This is a genomic window from Streptomyces sp. NPDC050528 (genome assembly GCF_044457795.1).
Lineage (GTDB): Bacteria > Actinomycetota > Actinomycetes > Streptomycetales > Streptomycetaceae > Streptomyces.
Genome location: NZ_JBITHH010000013.1, coordinates 232,460 through 250,301 on the forward strand (window position 1 = coordinate 232,460; position 17,842 = coordinate 250,301).

A 17,842-nucleotide genomic window follows, 5' to 3' on the forward strand; every position below is an offset into this window, starting at 1 on the left:
GGGACCGGGCGTGCGGGTGCGGGCGGATGCCGGGAGAGGACCTGGACGATTCGCCGTTAGGGTTGGCTGAAACTAACCAGGACTCTCGGCGGACGGGACCAGCGCGAGACGTAATGCGACGGAGAGGCGCGAACATGGAAGATCTGTCGACCCCGGAGACCCCGGGCTCACGCCGCTCTGGACGGATCGGCATCGGTCTTGCCCTGGATTCGGTGCATTTCAAGATCCTCGACGTGCTGCGCACCCAGGGCCGCATCTCCGTCGCGGCCCTCGCGGAGCGCGTCGGCGTCTCCCGCGCGAACGCCTACACCCGCCTCGAAGCCCTCCGCGCCGACGGCGTGATCAACGGCTTCAGCGCCCGCGTCGACCACAACCGGGTCGGCCTGGAGATCTGCGCGCTGATCTTCGTCACGGTCCGCCAGGAGTTGTGGAAGCAGTTCCGCACGGCGCTCGCCCAGATGCCGGAGGTGGAGTACTGCGCTGTGACCACCGGCGAGCACGACGCCATGATCCAGATCCGGGTGGCCGACGTCACCGCCGTCCACCGCCTGGTCACCGACCGCCTCTCCACCATCCCCGCGGTCCGCGCGACCGAGACCGTGATCATCCTCGACGAGGTGCTCCGCCGCCCCTACGTCCTGCCGGCCACGCCCCGCTCCACCGATTCCGCGACCGGCGGCCCCCAAGACGCCCCCGGCACAAGCCAGTTCGGCATGACACGCTTCATCCGCGCGGCCGAGGGCCGGGCCGACCTGCAACGCGCTTCCGAGCCCGAGGACTGACGGAGCGGCGGCTGATTCCGGCGCGAAGTGCGCGGGTGGGTGCGATCGTCGAGGCCGGAGCCCGCCCCGCCCGCCGAAGTCCTTCTCGCCCCACCGGACACCCAGGCCTGCCCTACGACCGGACAGCACAGGGCGCTATTGACATGCCCATGCCCGACTGCTGGACTAGACCACATCTGCCGGACGGCCTGATCACGGGCGCCGCCATCGCACGAACACCTTCACCGGCACCCCACCCGATCAGGCCCTGCCCAGAGCGCTCCTGACCAGAACGCTCGCAACAGGACCGCCGGACCGCCGAGCGCGGTTCCGCGGAGGGGAGACCGCATGCGCGCAGGCGCACATCGCCACCGCTTAGCCAGCATCCTGACCGTCACACTACTCAGCGCGGCCATGTCCGTCGCCGGTTCACCGGCACACGCGGATCAGCACACCGCACGGACCCGAACCGACCGGATCGCCCAACAGATCACCGATGGGCTCCAGTTGGCGCACAGAGGCGCGGCCAGCCCGGGCGGACTGAACTTCGATCCGTCGCTGGCCCTGCTGCCGGCCGAGGCCCGCGGCAGGGTCAACTTCCTTCAGGCCGACGTGGATCGAGGAGCCCGCGGCAAACTCCGGTCCGCACAGCGGGACTTGGCCCGGCTCGCGGCCGCGACGCCGTACACCGAGAAGGAACCCGCGGGCACACTCGGCGCCAACGACACCGTGCCGACCGCCGAACGCATCACGGGTTTCGGCACCGGCGCCCGTCAGAACTCCGCGGTCGCCATCACCGGTGACCTCGCCGAGGACCCCGACATCGTTACCCTGCCTGCCGGTTCGGAGGACAACGGGTCCATCCCGCTGGCCATCGACACCGGAGTCTCCGGCGCACGACAGGCCGTCAAGACCAGCGGCGTCATCGGCGACGGGCCGCACGGCAGTGCCGGTGACGGTCACGGCGACTTCGACTTCTACAAGGTCTCCGGAGTGCCGAGCGGCGTGCCTCTCACCATGGAGGTGGGCGCCCAGGGCGACTTCAACGCGGTCATGCGGCTCTACGACGCGAACGGCGGCACGGTGTTCTGGGCCGACGACCCGTCGAGTGGAAACGTTTCCGTGAGCCTGCCGCTGCCGACCACCGGGGACTACTACCTGATGGTGGGCGGTTCAGGGCCGAACATCGGCTCGCCCACCGATCCGAAGGACCCCGCCAGCGGGGCCGGCGTGGGCTCCGAAGGCGCGTACAGCCTCAAGCTCTCGACCCAGGAGGGCGGGGACCAGGACGTCTACGGCGTCGATCTGAAGGCCGGCGACGTCGTCGGGGCCACGGTCACCGGCAGCGGACACCATCTGTCGTTCTACGACGCCGCCGGTACGGAGCTGATGGGCTCGACCCTGGACGCGAGCGGGAGTTACTCACCGGCGTCGCCGCTGCCCGGCGGTGGCAACGCCACGGTCGAGCTCGTGGCGCCGCGCGCGGGCCGGTACTTCCTCGCCGTGAGCAACGGAGTCGGCGCCTATCAGGCCGAGTTGGAGGCCTACCGGCCGGGAACCGAGGTGGAGCGCAAGGGCACGGTCCAGACGCTCTTCCTCGACTTCGACGGTGCTCGTGTCAACACATCGATCTTCGGCTCCGGCGGGGCGCAGCACGACCTGTCACCGCTGTCCGCGTTCCTGCCCGGCTGGGGGCTCAGCCCAGCCGACGAGAACAAGGTGATCGATGCCGTCGTGACCTCGGTGAAGGAGAACATCGCGACCGACCTCGCCAAGAAGGGCACCGACCCGCACTTCGCCGTCCGGGTCCTCAACAGCCGTGACAATCCCGACCCGTTCGGGCAGCCCAACGTCAGCCGGGTCGTCGTGGGCGGCACCATCGCCGAGTCCGGCATCCCGACCATCGGCATCTCGTCCTCGATCGACCCTGGCAACTACGGCCACGAGGACACCGCGCTCGTCCTGCTCGACCTGCTGAGCGCGGCGGCCCCGAACCCGAACTCGCTCAACACCTATCTCGGGCCGCAGAGCGACAAGATCGGCTTCATCGGCCGGGGCCTCGGCAACATCATCACGCACGAGATCGGGCACTACTCGGGCAACTGGCACACCGACCAGTACGACGACACCGCCAACCTGATGGACCAGGGCGGCAACATCGCCCAGATGCTCGGCGTCGGGGCGGACGGGATCGGCGGTACGGCGGACGACGTCGACGTCGACGTCGACGTCGACTTCACCACCGACTCGTACACCCAGCAGGAGCCGTTCACCGGCTTCGAGGACACCCTGAACACGACCGCCTGGGCGTACAGCCGCGGGCTCGGCTGAGCGCGGTGACGAACGCCTCCTCGCCCGCTCGCCCGTGGGCGAGGAGGCCTCGCTCGGTGTCACGCCCGGGGCATTGTCAGTGGTGGCAGGCAGGACGAGAGTCATGACAACTCCTGCAGCTGTGATCGTGGATGCCGCCGCCTACGCGCAGGCGGTCGAGGGCGCGGTGAAGGCGTCGGCCGCCTACTACACGGGCGGCACCTCCGCCCTGGACGACGACTCCTCCGACCGGCTGGTGCGCGGCATCGCCGCCTGGGAGGCCGAGAATCCCGACCGGGTGCTGCCCGACTCCCCACCGGGAAGGTGGCCGGCGGCGCGGTCGAGGGCGATGTCCCGCACACGCTGGCGATGCTGAGCCTGGACAACGTGTTCTCGCCGGAGGAGTTCACCACCTGGACCGCCTCCCTGGCGCGAAGAATCGACCACGAGGTGACACGGTTCAGCGTGGAGCCCAAGCTGGACGGCCTCGCGATCGCCGCCCGCTACACGCACGGCCGCCTCACCCGCCTCATCACACGCGGCGACGGCACGGCCGGCGAGGACGTCACCCACGCGATCGGCACCATCGAGGGCCTGCCCCAGGAGCTGGCCGAGCCGGTCACCGTGGAGGTGCGCGGCGAAGTCCTCATGACGACCGCCCAGTTCGAGCACGGCAACGAGGTCCGCACGGCGCACGGCGGCCAGCCCTTCGCCAACCCGCGCGGCGCCTCCGCCGGCACGCTGCGCGCCAAGGAGCGCGCCTACACGGTGCCGATGACGTTCTTCGGCTACGGCCTGCTGCCCCTCCCGGACACCGAGGCCGACCTCGCGGCACGGCTGCCCGAGCTCGCGCAGAGCGAACTGATGACCCAGGCCGCCGCCTACGGGGTCAACACCACGGCCACCACCGACGTGCCCGGCATCACCGCCGACACGGTGGAGGAGGTCCTGGCCCGGGTGCAGGAGATCGGCGCGCTGCGGGCCCAACTGCCGTTCGGGATCGACGGGATCGTCATCAAGGCCGACCTCGCCGCCGACCAGCAGGCCGCCGGTTCGGGATCGCGGGCCCCGCGCTGGGCGATCGCCTACAAGCTGCCCGCCGTCGAGAAGATCACCCGGCTCCTGGAGGTGGAGTGGAACGTCGGCCGCACCGGCATCATCGCCCCGCGCGCCGTCCTGGAACCGGTCGAGATCGACGGCGCCACCATCACCTACGCCACCCTCCACAACCCGGGCGACATCACGCGCCGCGACCTGCGCTTGGGCGACCACGTCATGGTCCATCGCGCCGGTGACGTGATCCCCCGCATCGAGGCCCCGGTCGCGCGTCTGCGCACCGGCGAGGAACAGCCCATCGTGTTCCCCGAGGTGTGCCCGCGCTGCGGCTCCGGGATCGACACCAGCGAGCTGCGGTGGCGATGCGAACAGGGCCGCAACTGCCATCTGGTGGCCGCACTCTCGTACGCCGCCGGCCGCGACCAGCTCGACATCGGGGGCCTGGGCCACACCCGCGTCGTCCAGCCCGTCGACGCGGGCCTGGTCGCCGATCTCGCCGACCTGTTCGCCCTCACCCGGGAGCAACTCCTGGGCCTGGAGCGGATGGGCGAGACCAGCACCGACAACCTCCTCGCCGCGATCACCGCGGCCAAGGGCCAACCGCTGTCCCGGGTGCTGTGCGCGCTCGGGGTGCGCGGCACCGGCCGCTCCATGTCCCGCCGTATCGCGCGCTACTTCGCGACCATGGACGAGATCCGTGCCGCCGACGCGGAATCGATGCGATGCAGCGGGTCGACGGCATCGGCACGGAGAAGGCCCCGTCGATCGTGGCCGAGCTGGTCGAACTGGCCCCGCTCATCGACAGACTCGTCGCCGCTGGCGTCAACATGACCGAGCCGGGCGCGACCCCGCCCGCGCCCATGACGGACGACGCCGACGGCGAAGGGGCCGCGGCCACAGCGGACGACGGGCCGCTGTCCGGGATGACGGTGGTCGTCACCGGCGCGATGACCGGCCCCCTGGAGAAGCTCAGCCGCAACCAGATGAACGAACTCATCGAGCGTGCCGGTGGGCGTGCCTCGTCCTGCGTCTCCAAGAAGACCACCCTCGTCGTGGCCGGCGAGAACGCGGGATCAAAGCGGGCCAAGGCGGAAACCCTCGGTGTCCGGCTCGCCACCCCGGACGAGTTCGCGGCCCTGGTCGCCGACTACGTCAACTGAGGCCTGCGCACGGAGTGTTGCGCCGGGGGTGGTCCCCACGGAGTGTTCCGCAGGGGATGTTCCGCAGGTCACACCCGCCGGTGGGACATCGGTGGGAACAATCGGGGACGGTCGCCCGTTCTTGCTTACGTGGCTGCGGAGGGGACAGTGTCCCCGGGCCTCACCTATAGCCCATGGGGAAGATCGTTCGGCTGAAGCCCCATGGAGCCCCTCGCCGAGAGGCGACCGCCCTCCGCACGCCACCGTGTACGGCCCCGGCTGGTCTCCCCCGTCCAGCCGGGGCCTCTTTCACTCTCAGGAGCGGCCTTCCGCACTCCGCGACAGGGGCAGAATGGACGCCACACAGCCGCTGCGGATGGGGAGTTCATGGACACGCGTACGTTCGACGCGCTGACGGAGTCGATGAAGAGCGCGTACGTCGCGGGTCTCAGCGAAGGCGCCGTACCCCGCCCGGTCATCATGCCGCTCGTGCGCGGCGAGCTGGTCGGCCTGATCTGGTTGCGCCCCGTCAAGTCCGGCGAGGACGCGCTCACGGCGATCGCGTCGCTGTCGAACATCGCCGCGGCGGCGAACGCCGACGAGATCGTGCTCGCCTGGGAGACCCAGGACGTCGCCACCACCTGTGAACTGCCGTCCGACGACCCGTCGCCCTGCCTCAACATGGTGCACGCCACGAAGGACGGCCACACGCTGCACCAGTTCCCCTACACCGAGGACCCGACCTCCGCCGGACCCCAGTGGCAGCCGGCCCCGGCTCCCCAGCCCGACGCCAAACTGCTGCCTCCCGTGCAGGCAGCGGTCGACTACGCCTTCACTCCCCTCGAACTGGACCATCCCTCCCCGTTCGGCGTCACGGTCGTCCTGATGGAAGAGGACGGCTACACCTTGCGCCTGACCGAGGCGTTCGCCTTCTGAGCCACGAGCCACCCGCGACTCCAACACTCGGCTGATCTCTGATTGCCGTGACAGAAACGACACACTTATCGAAACAGCGGCTCCCTCCACCCGCCCCGGGCCTACGCTGTGCCCGTGACCAGTGTTGACGTCGCCCCCGGACCCGCCGCCGAGAGCGGCCCCGAGCCGCGCACCCAGTCCCTGATGCTGACGTTCCTCGGCGCCCATGTGCTGGGGCGGCCCGTCGCCGTGTCGTCGGGCAGCGTGATCGCCGCTCTCGGACGGGTGGGCAGTACCGAGGAAGCGGTCCGGACCACCCTGAACCGCATGGTCAAACGCGATCTGCTGGAGCGCCGACGCCAGGGCCGCAAGACGTACTTCGCGCTGACACCGCACGCGGTCCAGGTGCTGACCGACGGCAAGGACCGTATCTGGCGGACCGGCGCGGTGAACCGGGACTGGGACGGCCGGTGGACGATGGTGGGCTTCTCCCTGCCCGAGGCATGGAGCCGCGAGCGGCACGATCTGCGCTCCCGGCTGATCTGGGCGGGCTTCGGCCCACTGCAGAACGGCCTGTGGGTGGCCCCGGCGCCCGTCGACGTCCGCGAGATGGTGGCGGGGCTGGGCCTCGAACCGTATCTGCGGGTGTTCCGCGCGGAGGTGGAGTCGCCGACCGACGTCCGTGAGGTGCTGGAGCAGGCCTTCGACGTGCCGGCGATCGGCGCCCGTTACCGCGCGTTCCTGGACCGCTGGGACCGCACCGACCCCCTCCCCGCAGCGGCCTCCGGCGACGACCTCGCAGGCCAACTCCTGCTGCACACCGACTGGTTGGATCTCGTACGACGAGACCCGCATCTGCCCGCCGAGCACCTCCCCGGAGACTGGCCCGCCGCGCAGGCGGAGACCGTCTTCCGGGGCCTGGCCAGCCGCTGGGAGCGCCCGGCGGCACGCGCGGCCGCACGTCTGCTGGACACCCTGACGCTCGACTGATCGACGCCGAGCGCCGAATCCCGTTCGTCCGTACCTAGGTCACGCATGCCCGGACGCGGATTCCCCTGCCTCATTATTGGTCACTCTATTGACGGCCATGAAAAAAGAGCCCTACATTCGCACCGCTCTTCCCGTTCGTTCGGCCGGTTCGTTCGGCCAGTCCGCCCGCCCATCCCACTCGTCCAGCACGCTCCCCCTCGCTCGGTCCCCCCTCGACTCGCGGAGCCGCCGTCATGTCCCGACCCCGTTTCTCGACCCTCGCCGCCGCCTGCGCCACCGCCCTCGCGACCGCCCTGCTCGGCCCGGTGACCGGCGCCCACGCCGCCACCGCCGGCCACTACTCCGGGACGCTGGCCGACGGCGCCACCTGGATCGCGGACACCCCCGATCAGTGGAACGGCACCCTGCTGCTGTTCAGTCACGGCTTCGGGCCGACCACCGCCGCCGACGCGCCCTCGCCCGCCGTGAGCCAGGCGCTGCTGGCCGCCGGTTACGCCCTCGCCGGCTCCTCCTACGACCCCAACGGCTCGATGTGGGCGCTCGGTTCGGCCGAGCGGGATCAGTTCGCCGCGCTCAGCGCCTTCCGCCAGCAGGTCGGCACACCGACCCGGGTCATCTCGGTGGGCCAGTCGATGGGCGGGCTCGTGAACGCCGAGATCGCCCGGGACGGCGCAGGTCGCGTCGACGGTGCGCTCGGCCTGTGCGGTCTGGTCGCGGGCGGTGTCGATCTGGACAACTACCAGTTGGACGCCGAGTACACCCTGGCCACGTTCTTCGACCCCGCCGACGCGGATGCCCTGGTGAACCTGGACGGCCCGGCCGACGGCGCCGCCCTCGCCGCCCGGCTCACGCAGGCCGTCGAGACAGCGCAGCAGACCCCGGCGGGCCGCGCCCGGATCGCCCTGGCCGCCGCCTATCTGAACCTGGCCGACTGGGCTCCCGGTCAACTTCCGCCCGCGCGCGGCGACTTCGCGGGCCAGGAGCAGCAGCAGTACGCGTGGCTGGCTCAGGGACTGCTGTCGTTCATCGTCCCGGCGCGCTGGTCGGTGGAGCAGTCCGCAGGCGGCAACACGTCCTGGAACAAGGGTGTCGACTACGCCGGGCTGCTGCGCGGGTCCGCCCACGTGAAGCAGGTCGAGGCGCTCTACCGTGACGCGGGGCTCGACCTGCGCGCGGACCTGAACCGGCTCACCCGCGGTGCGGACATCACCGCCGACCCGGCCGCGGTGGCCCGTCTGAAGCGGACCTCGACCGCCGGACAGGGACTGGCCGTTCCGCTGCTGGACCTCCACACCACCGCCGACCAACTGGTGCCCGTGGAGCAGGAATCGGCCTTCGCCGGGCGGGTGCGCGCGGCCGGAGACTCCCCACTCCTGCGACAGGCCTACGTCGCCCGCCAGAGCCACTGCAACTTCACCACCGCCGAAGTGGTCGCCGGACTGCACGCAGTGGAGCACCGCCTGGACACCCGGCACTGGGGCGACTCCACCACCGCTGCCCAACTCCAGCGCGGAGCCGACGAGTTGGGTCTCGACGGCGGCGCCTTCACCGACTACCGGCCGAGCCGTCTGACCGGTACCCGCTGATCCCGAAGCATCCTCCCCAGCCCCTCGCTTCCGTGCCCCAGGAGCCCTCCGTGTCAATGACGACCGCACCCTCCACCAGGACAGCAGCCACCGGTCCCGGCCTCACCACCGGCACCCTGGTCGCCGGACTTCTCGCCGTCTGTCTCGCCCAGATCGGCCTGGCCATACCGGCCACGCTCAACGGGCTGTTCCAGTCCGACCTGCACCCGGTCGGCTCCCAACTCACCTGGATATCCGACGCGTTCCTGCTCCCGGTCGCCGTACTGGAGCTGACCTTCGGCCTGTTGGGCGACCTCTTCGGCCGTAAGCGGCTGCTGGTCGGCGGCGCCGCGCTGCTGGCGGTCGGGGAGTTGACCAGTGCCACCGCCTCCGGCGTCCATCAACTCTGGGCCGGGCAGGCCCTGGCCGGTCTCGGCGCCGCCGCGCTGTTCCCGACCTCGCTGGCCATCCTGGCCGCCGGCACCACCTCGCCCGCACAGCGTGCCCGGGTCATCGCGATGTGGGCGGCCCTGCTCTCCACGGGCGGGTTCCTCGCCCCGCTGCTCGGCGGCGTCACCGCCACCTACGGCTCGTGGCGCTGGTCGTTCGTCGTGGTCACCGTCATCGCCGCGGCGAGCGCCGCCGTCAGTGCCCGGTTCGCGGTCAACTCCAGTGCCCCGGAGGGCCGTTCACTCGACATCGCAGGCCAAGTGACCATCGGCCTGGGCCTGTTCGCCCTCCTCTACGCCATCATCCAGGGCCCGACGGACGGCTGGGCCTCGCCCGAGATCGTCGTCGCGTTCGTCCTGGCGGCCGTGTTCCTCGCCGCGTTCGTGCTGGCCGAGAAGCGCGCCAAGTCCCCGCTCCTGCGCCTGGACCTGTTCCGCAACCGCGCCTTCGCGGTGGCCTCGGTCGTGGCCGTGGTCGGCATGTTCGCCTTCCTCGGCACCGCCTACTCCGTCAGCATCCGCCTCGGCCCGGTCCAGGACCAGGCCCCGATGCGGACGGGCCTGGCGTTCGTCCTGCTCAACGGCATCACGCTGGCGATGCTACCGGTGACGGAACGGCTGCTGCGAGCGGTCGCACCGGGTCTGCTCCTGGGCGCCGGGCTGCTGCTGATCGCGGCCGGCGACTATCTGGCGGCCACCCTGCCGATCACCGACAAGGCCTTCACCTCGCTGATCGTGCCGCTCGGTCTGGTCGGCCTGGGCTTCTCGGTCACCGTCACCTCGATCACGGCGACCGCCGTCAACACCGTGCCGACCCATCTGGCCGGCATGGCGAGCGCGACCACCAACCTGCTCCGGGACTTCGGCTTCACCCTCGGCCCGGCCGTGATCGGCGCGGTCGCCCTGAGCCGCGCGGCGAGCAGTTTCTCCGACTCCCTGCACGACTCCGCGCTGCCCTCGGCACTGAAGGGCGCGGGCACGGCCGTACTCGAAGAAGGCGGTCCGCTGGCGGTGAACGGTGCCTCTGCGGGCTCCCCGAAGCTGGCCGAGCTGCATCCGCTCGCGCTGGACGCGCTCGGCCACGGCTACGCGATCGGCTTCGTGGTCTGCGGTACGGCCGCGCTGTGCTCGGCGGTGCTGGCTCTCGTCACGTTGCGCGGTCGGGCCACTTCGGACGGCGATGCGGTCACGCAGGACGGTGCCGCTTCAGGTGACGTCTCCGCACAGCCGGAGTAGTCGCGAAGGAGCCAACTCCCGCCGGGTCAGCGGCTCTTGCGGACCCTGGCCGCCGCGCGGGCTTCCGCGGCCTTGCGGGCCTCTGCGGTCTTCCGGGTCTCCTTGCCGGCCCGGCCCGGGCGGGTGCCGATGCCGCGGAAGGGGGCGTTGCCGGTGCTGGTCTTCGTCTCGGTCGGCGGGCGTTTGGCGCCGGTGATGGCGGTCAGCCTCTCCTCGCCGGAGCGGACCTGGGTGACGGTCGGGCGGATACCCGCGTCGGACATCATCCGGTTCACGTCGCGCCGCTGGTTGGGCGTGACCAGGGTGACCACACGCCCGGACTCACCGGCCCGCGCCGTACGGCCGCTGCGGTGCAGGTAGTCCTTGGAGTCGGCGGGCGGGTCGACGTTGACGACGAGGTCGAGGGCGTCGATGTGGATGCCGCGCGCGGCGACGTTGGTGGCGACCAGCACGGTGATCTCGCCGTCCTTGAACTGGCCGAGCGTGTGCGTGCGTTGGGGCTGCGACTTACCGCTGTGCAGCGCCGACGCCCGTACACCGCTGGCCCGCAGGTGGCGGGTGAACTGGTCGACGGCGGCCTTGGTGTCGAGGAACATCAGCACCCGGCCGTCGCGTGCGGCGATCTCGGTCGCCGTCGCGTACTTGTCGGCGGCGTGGATGTTCAGCACGTGGTGTTCCATCGTCGTGACCGAGCCCGACGCCCGGTCGACCGAGGCGTGCACCGGGTCGTGCAGATGGTCCTTGACCAGCTGGTCGACGTCACGGTCGAGCGTGGCCGAGAACAGCAGCCGCTGCCCGTCGGCCGGGATCTGCGCCAGGAGGTCCGAGACCTGGGGCAGAAACCCCAGGTCGCACATCTGGTCCGCCTCGTCGAGCACGGTGATCCGCACATGGTTGAGGAGGCAGTCCCGGCGCGACACCAGGTCGGTCAGCCGCCCCGGGGTCGCGATGACCACCTCGACACCGGTCCGCAGCAGGGCCTGCTGCCGGTTGATCGACAGCCCGCCGACCACCGTGCCCAGCCGCACGCCCATCGTCCGCGCGTACGGTTCCAGCGCGTCGCCGACCTGCTGTGCGAGCTCCCGCGTCGGCACCAGGACCAGGGCGAGCGGCCGCTTCGACTCCGCACGCCGACCCGCGAGCCGGACGAGCAGTGCGAGCCCGAAGGCCAGCGTCTTGCCGGAACCGGTCCGTGCCCGGCCGAGCACATCGCGTCCGGCGAGCGCGTCGGGCAGCGTCGCGGCCTGGATCGGGAACGGTTCCGTCACCCCGAGTCCGGTCATCGTCCCGACCAGCTCGGACGGCAGCCCGAGCTGGTCGAATGAAGCGGCCGGCTTCGCGTTCATGGGGAACCTTCCTGAGTCCGATGCCCGCAACGGCACCGGGGTCCGTACCCCTCGGTACGGACCCCGGCAGCGTCGAAGCGTTCCCCCATTTTACCAGCGAGCCCCGAAGGCGCCCGCCGCCGCGGACGAGCTCGGTCGTATCGCGGTCGGGCGGGGCCGGTCCGCCAGTAGGCTGTGACAGCTGCGCCACCCCACCAACACCCCTTCCCTCAAAGGGACATGGCCTGCAGCGGTCGAGTCGACTCATTGCGTGAGGATGAAGCAACAGGTGCTGATAGCGGGCCGGTACCGGCTGAACACCACCATCGGACGCGGCGCGATGGGCGAGGTCTGGCAGGCGTACGACGAGATGGGCGGCCGTCCCGTGGCCGTCAAGCTCCTGCACTCCCAGAACTCCGAGCCCACCGCCACCGCCCGCTTCCGTCTGGAGGCCCAGACCGCGGGCCTGCTCAGCCACCCCCATGTGGTCGGCGTCCTCGACTTCGGCGAGCAGGAGGGCCGGCTGTATCTGGTGATGGAGCTCGTCGGCGGAGACAGCCTCTCCCACCTGCTCGCCCAGGCGGGTTCCCTGCCGGCCGAGCACGTGGCGCACATCGCCGCCCAGTCGGCCGCGGGACTCGGCGCGGCCCACGAGCAGGGCATCGTGCACCGGGACATCAAGCCCGGCAACCTGCTCCTCGACGCCGACGGGTCCGTGAAGATCGCCGACTTCGGCATCGCGCACTTCATGAACGACCCGAACGGCGCGCTCACCGCGACCGGCCAGATCGTCGGAACCAGCCTGTACATCGCCCCCGAGCGCGCCCTGGGCCAGCCCGCCGGACCGCCGTCCGACGTCTACTCACTCGGCTGCGTGCTCTACCAACTCCTCACCGGGCAACCGCCGTTCCGCGCCAGCAGCGCCATCGCCGTCCTCCACCACCACCTCGACACCCCGCCCGTACCACCGCGCGAACTCGGCGTCGGACTCCCGCCCGCCTTCGAGAACTACCTGCTCGGTCTCCTCGCCAAGCGCCCCGAGGACCGCCCCACGGCACACCAGGCGGCCGAGTGGTTCGCCTCGGGCGCCTGGAGGGGGCGTGCCGAGCCTCTCCCGGCGGCCGCGCCGCACCCCGGGCCGAAGCCTCAAGTGGCCGCCTGGGACGCGCCGTTGAAGCCCAAGGCGAACACGGCTCCCGGCTCCGGCCCCGGCTCGGTGACCACGTACGCCTTCCCGACCGCCGCCACCGGCAGCACCGCCCCGGCCCACCGGAACCGGCGTCGGCAACGCACGGGAGGGCGCGGTGTCGTCGCCGAACGCCGGTCGAAGACGGTGGGCACGGTCGCCGCCGTGCTGATCTTCCTCGGGGCGCTGCTGGTCGGCCTGGCCTGGTTCTCCCCCGACCACAGCTCGGCGGACACGACACCGACCGATGGGCCCAGCGGCACGAGTCTCTCGACGACCGCGCCGTAGGCTCACGCCCCGTGCAGACGGGCCTCCCAGCGCGCGTACGAGCGGCGGCCGGCGAGGCGCCACAGGACGCGGGCGGGCAACGGTGCCTTGGTGAGGATCGCCCGCTGCTCCTCGGGCGTCGCCACCGCCATCAACGCGCTGAAGGCGCGCAGCAGTTGCTTCTTCTCCAGCTTCGCCAGGCTGATCTCGCCGAGTTCCTCCCACTCGGCGACGCTCAGATATTCGGCGGCCAGCGGCAGGATGGTGTGCTCCTCCTCGTCCATGTGCGCGGTCAACACCGCGCCCAGTTCGGCGAGTTGATCCGCCACCTGCGCACAGAGAAACGGCCGGGGATCGGCGGCCAGCTCGTCCAGCCCACCCCGCACCCGTGTCACCAGCTCTTCGAGCCGGTGGTGCTGTTCCTCCATCCGCGCGACCGCCTCGGCGCTCACCGTCGTCCGGTCCGCGAGTCTGGGCCAGAGGAATTCGTCCTCGCTGGTGTGGTGGGCCTCCAGGCCCATGAGCATGAACCGCACCGCGTCCACGACCAGTTCGGCCCGCGCGGTGTCGCCGGGCCGCAGCCCGCGCACCGAGTCCGGCAGTTCCGCGCAGGATTGGCGGAAGCTGCGGTGCACGACCACCATGTCGTGGACATCCGGCTTCGAGGTGACGACGTCAGACATGGTGCTCCCTAGCCCTTGCTCAGCTGGTCGTGGAAACGGTGTGCCAGGTCCGTCAGCTCGTCCGCGTTCCGGGCGGTCTGCTGCAGGTCGACGAGGACCTCGTCGGCACCGGCCGCGTGCGCGGCGAGCAGATAGTCCGAGACCTGGACGACCGTTCCCCGGTGCGGTACGGCGTCGCTCGGGGCGTCCTCCGCCGTCACCACGGGGTTCACCCGGACCACGGTGCGCAGGGCGTCGGGGTCACGGCCGTTGGCCTCGGCGATCTGGCGGATCTGGCTGATGACGTAGGCGAGTTGGGGCACCGGAAGCGCCACTCCGGCCCAGCCGTCCGCGCGGCGGCCGATGCGTTCCAGGGTGGCCGGGGTGAAGCCGCCGAGGAGCACCGGCGGGCGGGGGCGCTGTACGGGGAGGGTCTCGATGTGTGCGCTCGGGATCGTCCACAGGGCGCCCTTGTGCTCGGCCCGCGAACCGGACCAGACGTGTTCCAGGACGTCCAGGATCTCCTCCATCCGTGCCCCGCGTCCCGGCCACGGCACGCCGATCGCCTCGTACTCGTCGGACGACCAGCCGAGCCCGAAGCCGACGTCGAGCCGTCCCCCGCTGAGGATGTCGACGGACGCGAGTGAACGGGCCAGCAGGAGCGGGGAGTAAAAGGGCGCGTTCAGCGTGCTGGTCCCCAGGCGCAGCCGGCGGGTGGCGTGTGCCAGGAAGGACAGGGTGGCGATGGGGTCCAGGAAGGTGCGGTACTCCTCCGGTACGGGGCCGCCGCCGGGGTAGGGGTCGCGGGGCTGGGTCGGGACCAGGGCCCGGTCGCCCACCCACAGGCTGTCGTAGCCGATCGCTTCGACGGCGGCGGCGAACCCGGAGATCGTGGCGGGGTCGGTGAACGATCCGTACTGGGGGGAGCCCAGGCCGATTTTGAGCATGTCTGTCACCTGTTCGAGGAGGGTCTGAGGTCCGTTCTCGGATCACCCTGCGGGACACCGATCGACGCTCGATCGACGGCGCGTGAACGCGGGGTCGGCTCAGTGAGCGGACGGCCTCAGCGCTTCGCCGCTTCCTGCCGCAGGCGATCACTCACCTCGTAGACGTGCCGCGCCGCGGAGAGGTTCACCTCGGCCCGGTCCGAGCTGAGCGCGGTGAACAGGCGGCCCACCTCCCGGCTGAAGTAGGCGGGGCTGCCGGGGTCGTCCTCCGCGCCGGCGACGGTCTCCGACTCGGCGAAGAACGCGACGGCCTCCTCGGTGTGCCCCTGGTCCGCCAGGACGACCGACAGCAGCCGCGCGGACATGAAGAACGCCACCGGGTCGTCGACGGCACGCCCGCGCGCGATCGCCTCGCGCAGATCGGTTTCCGCCGCCGGCAGATCATCGCGGATGAAGGCGAGCCAGGCCCGTATGTGCCGGGTCTGTGCCTGCCATGCCGGGTCGTCGGAGCGTTCGGCGGTGGCGACGGCCTGGTCGGTGACGCGTTCCAGTTCCCGCTGATGGGCGGGTCCGGCGAAGAGGCCGCTCGACGCGATGACCGAGAGCGAGGCCACGACGATCCTCGCGGCGGCCGGGACGTCGCGCAGCACCCGGGCGAACACCGAGACCAGCAGCGTGTGTTCGGCCAGCAGCCAGTCACGGGCTTCCTCGGCGTCGGCGAACCGCAGTCCGGTCAGCGGCACGGGGACGAGATGGATGCTGAGCGAGCCGGACCGGTCGGTCGCGCTCATGGCCTGGAGCAGGGTGGCGTGGAGGAACATCGTCAGCCGCACCAGCGCGGCCTCGCGGTCCGCGACGGGATCCTCGCGGTCGGCACGCCGGGCGGCGAACGCCCGTACCAGATCGTGGAATCGGTAGCGGTCGGCCGCATGCGGTTCGAGCAGACCGGCCTCCACCAGATGCTCCAGTTGCTCCTCGGTCTCTTGTTCCGGCCGGTCGAGCAGGACCGCGGCGACCGCGACCGGGAAGTCCACCGCGTCGAGCAGTGCGCACAGGCGCATCGCCCGGGCCCGATCGGGTGCGAGGGCCCGGTATCCGACCTGGAAGGTGGCCTCCACCGACATGTCACCGGCCCGCAGCTCGTCGAGCCGGCGCTCCTCGGCGCGCAGCCGCTGCAACTGCGCGCCGAGCCCGCGTCCGGGACGGGCCGCCGTACGGGCACCGATGATGCGCAGCGCCAACGGCAACTGCCCGCAGGCGTGCACCAGTTGCAGCGCGAGTTCCGGTTCACCGGCGACCTCGGCGTCCCCGGTGAACCGGCCCAGCATGGCCACCGCCTCCCGCTGATCGGGCACCGGCACCTCGAAGCGCGTCGCCCCCGGCGGTACGAGCGACCGGTGCCGGGTCGTGATCAGCGCGGCGTTGCCCGGTGTGCCCGGGAGCAGCGGGGTCACCTGGGCGGTGTCGGACGCGTTGTCCAGGAGCACCAGGATGCGGCGGTCGGCGGTCAGGGTGCGATAGGCGCCGGCGCGGGCGGTGGGCGTCGCGGGGATCTCGGCGGCGGGCATGCCGAGCGCGAGGAGGAAGTCCACCAACACGTCGGCGGGATCGGCGGGTTGGCCCCCGTCGCCCCGCAGGTCCACATAGAGCTGCCCGTCCGGATAGTCGCCCCGGATGCCGTGCGCGACGCGCAGCGCGAGCGCCGTCTTCCCCACGCCGCCGATCCCGCTGAGCACCGCGAGCGCGACCGCCTCCCCGCTGGGCCGCAACGCGAGCCGGAGCCGTTCCCGCAACCGCTCCCGGCCGACGAAGTCGCCGGGCGCCGGGGGGAGTTGCTGCGGGCGGACGGCGGACGGGACCTCCTCGACCGGCGTGGTTGTGGTTGCGTCGGCTTCGGTGGCGGCGCCTGGCGCGATGGGTTCTCCGTCGCCGCTCGACCGGTTCGCGATGTCGTCCACGGCGCCTGCAGACACCGTAGGACTGGCGAACGACGGTGCGGCTCCGGCGAGTTGTGCCTCGGGGTGCGGCTCAAGGGCATCGGGTTCGGTGCCGGTGAGGATGCGGGACTGTAGCTCGCGGAGCTCCGGGCCCGGATCCATGCCCAGTTCGGCCACCATGGTCTCGCGGGCCGCGGCGTAGACCGCCAGGGCCTCCGCCGTGCGTCCGGCGTGGTACAGGGCACGCATGCGCAGGGCGTACAGGTCCTCGCGGAGCGGGTGGTCGGCGATCAGGGAGATCAGTTCCGTCGCGACGCGGGCGTGGTCGCCCAGTTCGTCGGCGCAACTCAGCTGTGCCACCTGGGCGTTGAGCCGTAGATCAATGAAGCGACCGCGGTGGCGGCGGGCGTAGGGACCGGGTACGCCGGTGAGCGGCTCGCCCGACCACAGGGCGAGTGCGGCGTCGAACGCGCGCAGGGCGGGGGCGGTCTGCCGTGCGGCCCGCAGTTCCTCGCCGTCGCGGACGAGCCGCTCGAAGCGCAGGGCGTCAACCGCCTGTTCCGGGACGGCGAGTTGGTAACCGCCCTGGGTGGTCTCCAGGCGGGAACGCTCCTCGGCCAGCGAGAGGCGGATGCGGTAGACGTACGTCTGCACCGAGCGCACCGCGTTGCCGGGCGGCTCTTCCCACAGCGCGTCGATGAGATGGTCGAGGCCGCACTGGCGTCCCTCTCCGAGCAGCAGCCGCACCAGGACCGCACGCTGCAGCGGGCTGCCGAGATCCAGCTCACGCCCGCCGTGTCGACCACTCAATGGCCCCAGCAGCCCGAATTCGTACCCTTCCACCGCCGTTGCCACGTGATGGATTCTAGGGGGCGAACACGGTGGAAGTTCTTACGGGAGTCGAACGTGACCATGCCCGCCCGGGGATCCGCGAAAGGGAATCCGGGGCGGGCTGTGGTCATGGCCGGCCGTACTGCTCGTGCTGTACGAGGAGCGCAGGTCAGCCGCGGCGCAGCATCATGACGACAGCGACGATGACAATGATGACGACGACGGTACCGAGACCTATGTACACGGGTTTCTCTTTCCTCTGGGAA

General features: G+C 71.2%; 11 protein-coding genes and 1 pseudogene. 8 read left to right on the forward strand and 4 right to left on the reverse strand.

The window, feature by feature from the left end; genetic code table 11:
• The first annotated feature begins 134 nt into the window (after window positions 1–134).
• The 7 genes and pseudogenes from ACIBK4_RS38390 (at window position 135) to ACIBK4_RS38420 (ending at window position 10,421) form a co-directional block, all read left to right on the forward strand.
• The gene (locus ACIBK4_RS38390; protein ID WP_399002625.1) at window positions 135–782 is read left to right on the forward strand and encodes an Lrp/AsnC family transcriptional regulator; all 648 of its coding nucleotides are present in this window, start codon (window positions 135–137) and stop codon (window positions 780–782) included.
• Window positions 783–1,175: 393 nt separating this feature from the next.
• On the forward strand, window positions 1,176–3,092 hold the full coding sequence (locus ACIBK4_RS38395; protein WP_399002627.1) for a PPC domain-containing protein: 1,917 nt from the start codon (window positions 1,176–1,178) through the stop codon (window positions 3,090–3,092).
• Between the two features lie 103 nt (window positions 3,093–3,195).
• Window positions 3,196–5,287, forward strand: a pseudogene (ligA, locus tag ACIBK4_RS38400) (NAD-dependent DNA ligase LigA).
• Between the two features lie 366 nt (window positions 5,288–5,653).
• Window positions 5,654–6,202 (forward strand): hypothetical protein, encoded by a 549-nt coding sequence (locus tag ACIBK4_RS38405; protein WP_399002629.1) that lies wholly within the window; start codon window positions 5,654–5,656, stop codon window positions 6,200–6,202.
• Window positions 6,203–6,310: 108 nt separating this feature from the next.
• Complete coding sequence (locus ACIBK4_RS38410) at window positions 6,311–7,171, forward strand: PaaX family transcriptional regulator C-terminal domain-containing protein (protein WP_399002631.1); 861 nt, start codon at window positions 6,311–6,313, stop codon at window positions 7,169–7,171.
• A gap of 233 nt (window positions 7,172–7,404) precedes the next feature.
• Window positions 7,405–8,757 carry an alpha/beta hydrolase gene (locus ACIBK4_RS38415; protein ID WP_399002633.1) on the forward strand — a complete coding sequence of 451 codons (1,353 nt, stop codon included), beginning with the start codon at window positions 7,405–7,407 and terminating at the stop codon, window positions 8,755–8,757.
• A 56-nt stretch (window positions 8,758–8,813) separates the two neighbouring features.
• Window positions 8,814–10,421, forward strand: coding sequence for an MFS transporter (locus ACIBK4_RS38420; RefSeq protein ID WP_399002635.1), 1,608 nt, complete (start codon window positions 8,814–8,816; stop codon window positions 10,419–10,421).
• A gap of 26 nt (window positions 10,422–10,447) precedes the next feature.
• Here ACIBK4_RS38420 and ACIBK4_RS38425 read toward each other — a convergent pair whose 3' ends face one another.
• Window positions 10,448–11,767 (reverse strand): DEAD/DEAH box helicase, encoded by a 1,320-nt coding sequence (locus ACIBK4_RS38425; RefSeq protein ID WP_399002637.1) that lies wholly within the window; start codon window positions 11,765–11,767, stop codon window positions 10,448–10,450.
• Between the two features lie 256 nt (window positions 11,768–12,023).
• Between ACIBK4_RS38425 and ACIBK4_RS38430 the strand changes: the two genes are divergently transcribed.
• Window positions 12,024–13,220, forward strand: a complete 1,197-nt coding sequence (locus tag ACIBK4_RS38430) for a protein kinase (RefSeq protein WP_399002941.1) — start codon at window positions 12,024–12,026, stop codon at window positions 13,218–13,220.
• A 2-nt stretch (window positions 13,221–13,222) separates the two neighbouring features.
• On the opposite strand, the gene ACIBK4_RS38435 is transcribed toward ACIBK4_RS38430, so the two are convergent.
• The 3 genes from ACIBK4_RS38435 to ACIBK4_RS38445 all read right to left on the reverse strand — a co-directional run bounded on the left by ACIBK4_RS38435 (window position 13,223) and on the right by ACIBK4_RS38445 (window position 17,600).
• A complete protein-coding gene (locus ACIBK4_RS38435; protein ID WP_399002639.1) occupies window positions 13,223–13,882 on the reverse strand; it encodes a hemerythrin domain-containing protein in 660 nt (219 codons plus the stop codon).
• 8 nt (window positions 13,883–13,890) lie between these two features.
• Window positions 13,891–14,808 carry a TIGR03619 family F420-dependent LLM class oxidoreductase gene (locus tag ACIBK4_RS38440; protein WP_399002641.1) on the reverse strand — a complete coding sequence of 306 codons (918 nt, stop codon included), beginning with the start codon at window positions 14,806–14,808 and terminating at the stop codon, window positions 13,891–13,893.
• 116 nt (window positions 14,809–14,924) lie between these two features.
• Window positions 14,925–17,600 (reverse strand): BTAD domain-containing putative transcriptional regulator, encoded by a 2,676-nt coding sequence (locus ACIBK4_RS38445; protein WP_399002643.1) that lies wholly within the window; start codon window positions 17,598–17,600, stop codon window positions 14,925–14,927.
• Window positions 17,601–17,842: the final 242 nt, after the last annotated feature.

Coding starts and splice junctions, on each gene's coding strand:
- ACIBK4_RS38395 (WP_399002627.1), top strand. CDS start 1,176: ATGTCCGTCGCCGGTTCACCGGCACACGCGGATCAGCACACCGCACGG.
- ACIBK4_RS38420 (WP_399002635.1), top strand. CDS start 8,814: ATGACGACCGCACCCTCCACCAGGACAGCAGCCACCGGTCCCGGCCTC.
- ACIBK4_RS38435 (WP_399002639.1), bottom strand. CDS start 13,882: ATGTCTGACGTCGTCACCTCGAAGCCGGATGTCCACGACATGGTGGTC.
- ACIBK4_RS38415 (WP_399002633.1), top strand. CDS start 7,405: ATGTCCCGACCCCGTTTCTCGACCCTCGCCGCCGCCTGCGCCACCGCC.
- ACIBK4_RS38440 (WP_399002641.1), bottom strand. CDS start 14,808: ATGCTCAAAATCGGCCTGGGCTCCCCCCAGTACGGATCGTTCACCGAC.
- ACIBK4_RS38430 (WP_399002941.1), top strand. CDS start 12,024: ATGAAGCAACAGGTGCTGATAGCGGGCCGGTACCGGCTGAACACCACC.
- ACIBK4_RS38405 (WP_399002629.1), top strand. CDS start 5,654: ATGGACACGCGTACGTTCGACGCGCTGACGGAGTCGATGAAGAGCGCG.
- ACIBK4_RS38425 (WP_399002637.1), bottom strand. CDS start 11,767: ATGAACGCGAAGCCGGCCGCTTCATTCGACCAGCTCGGGCTGCCGTCC.
- ACIBK4_RS38390 (WP_399002625.1), top strand. CDS start 135: ATGGAAGATCTGTCGACCCCGGAGACCCCGGGCTCACGCCGCTCTGGA.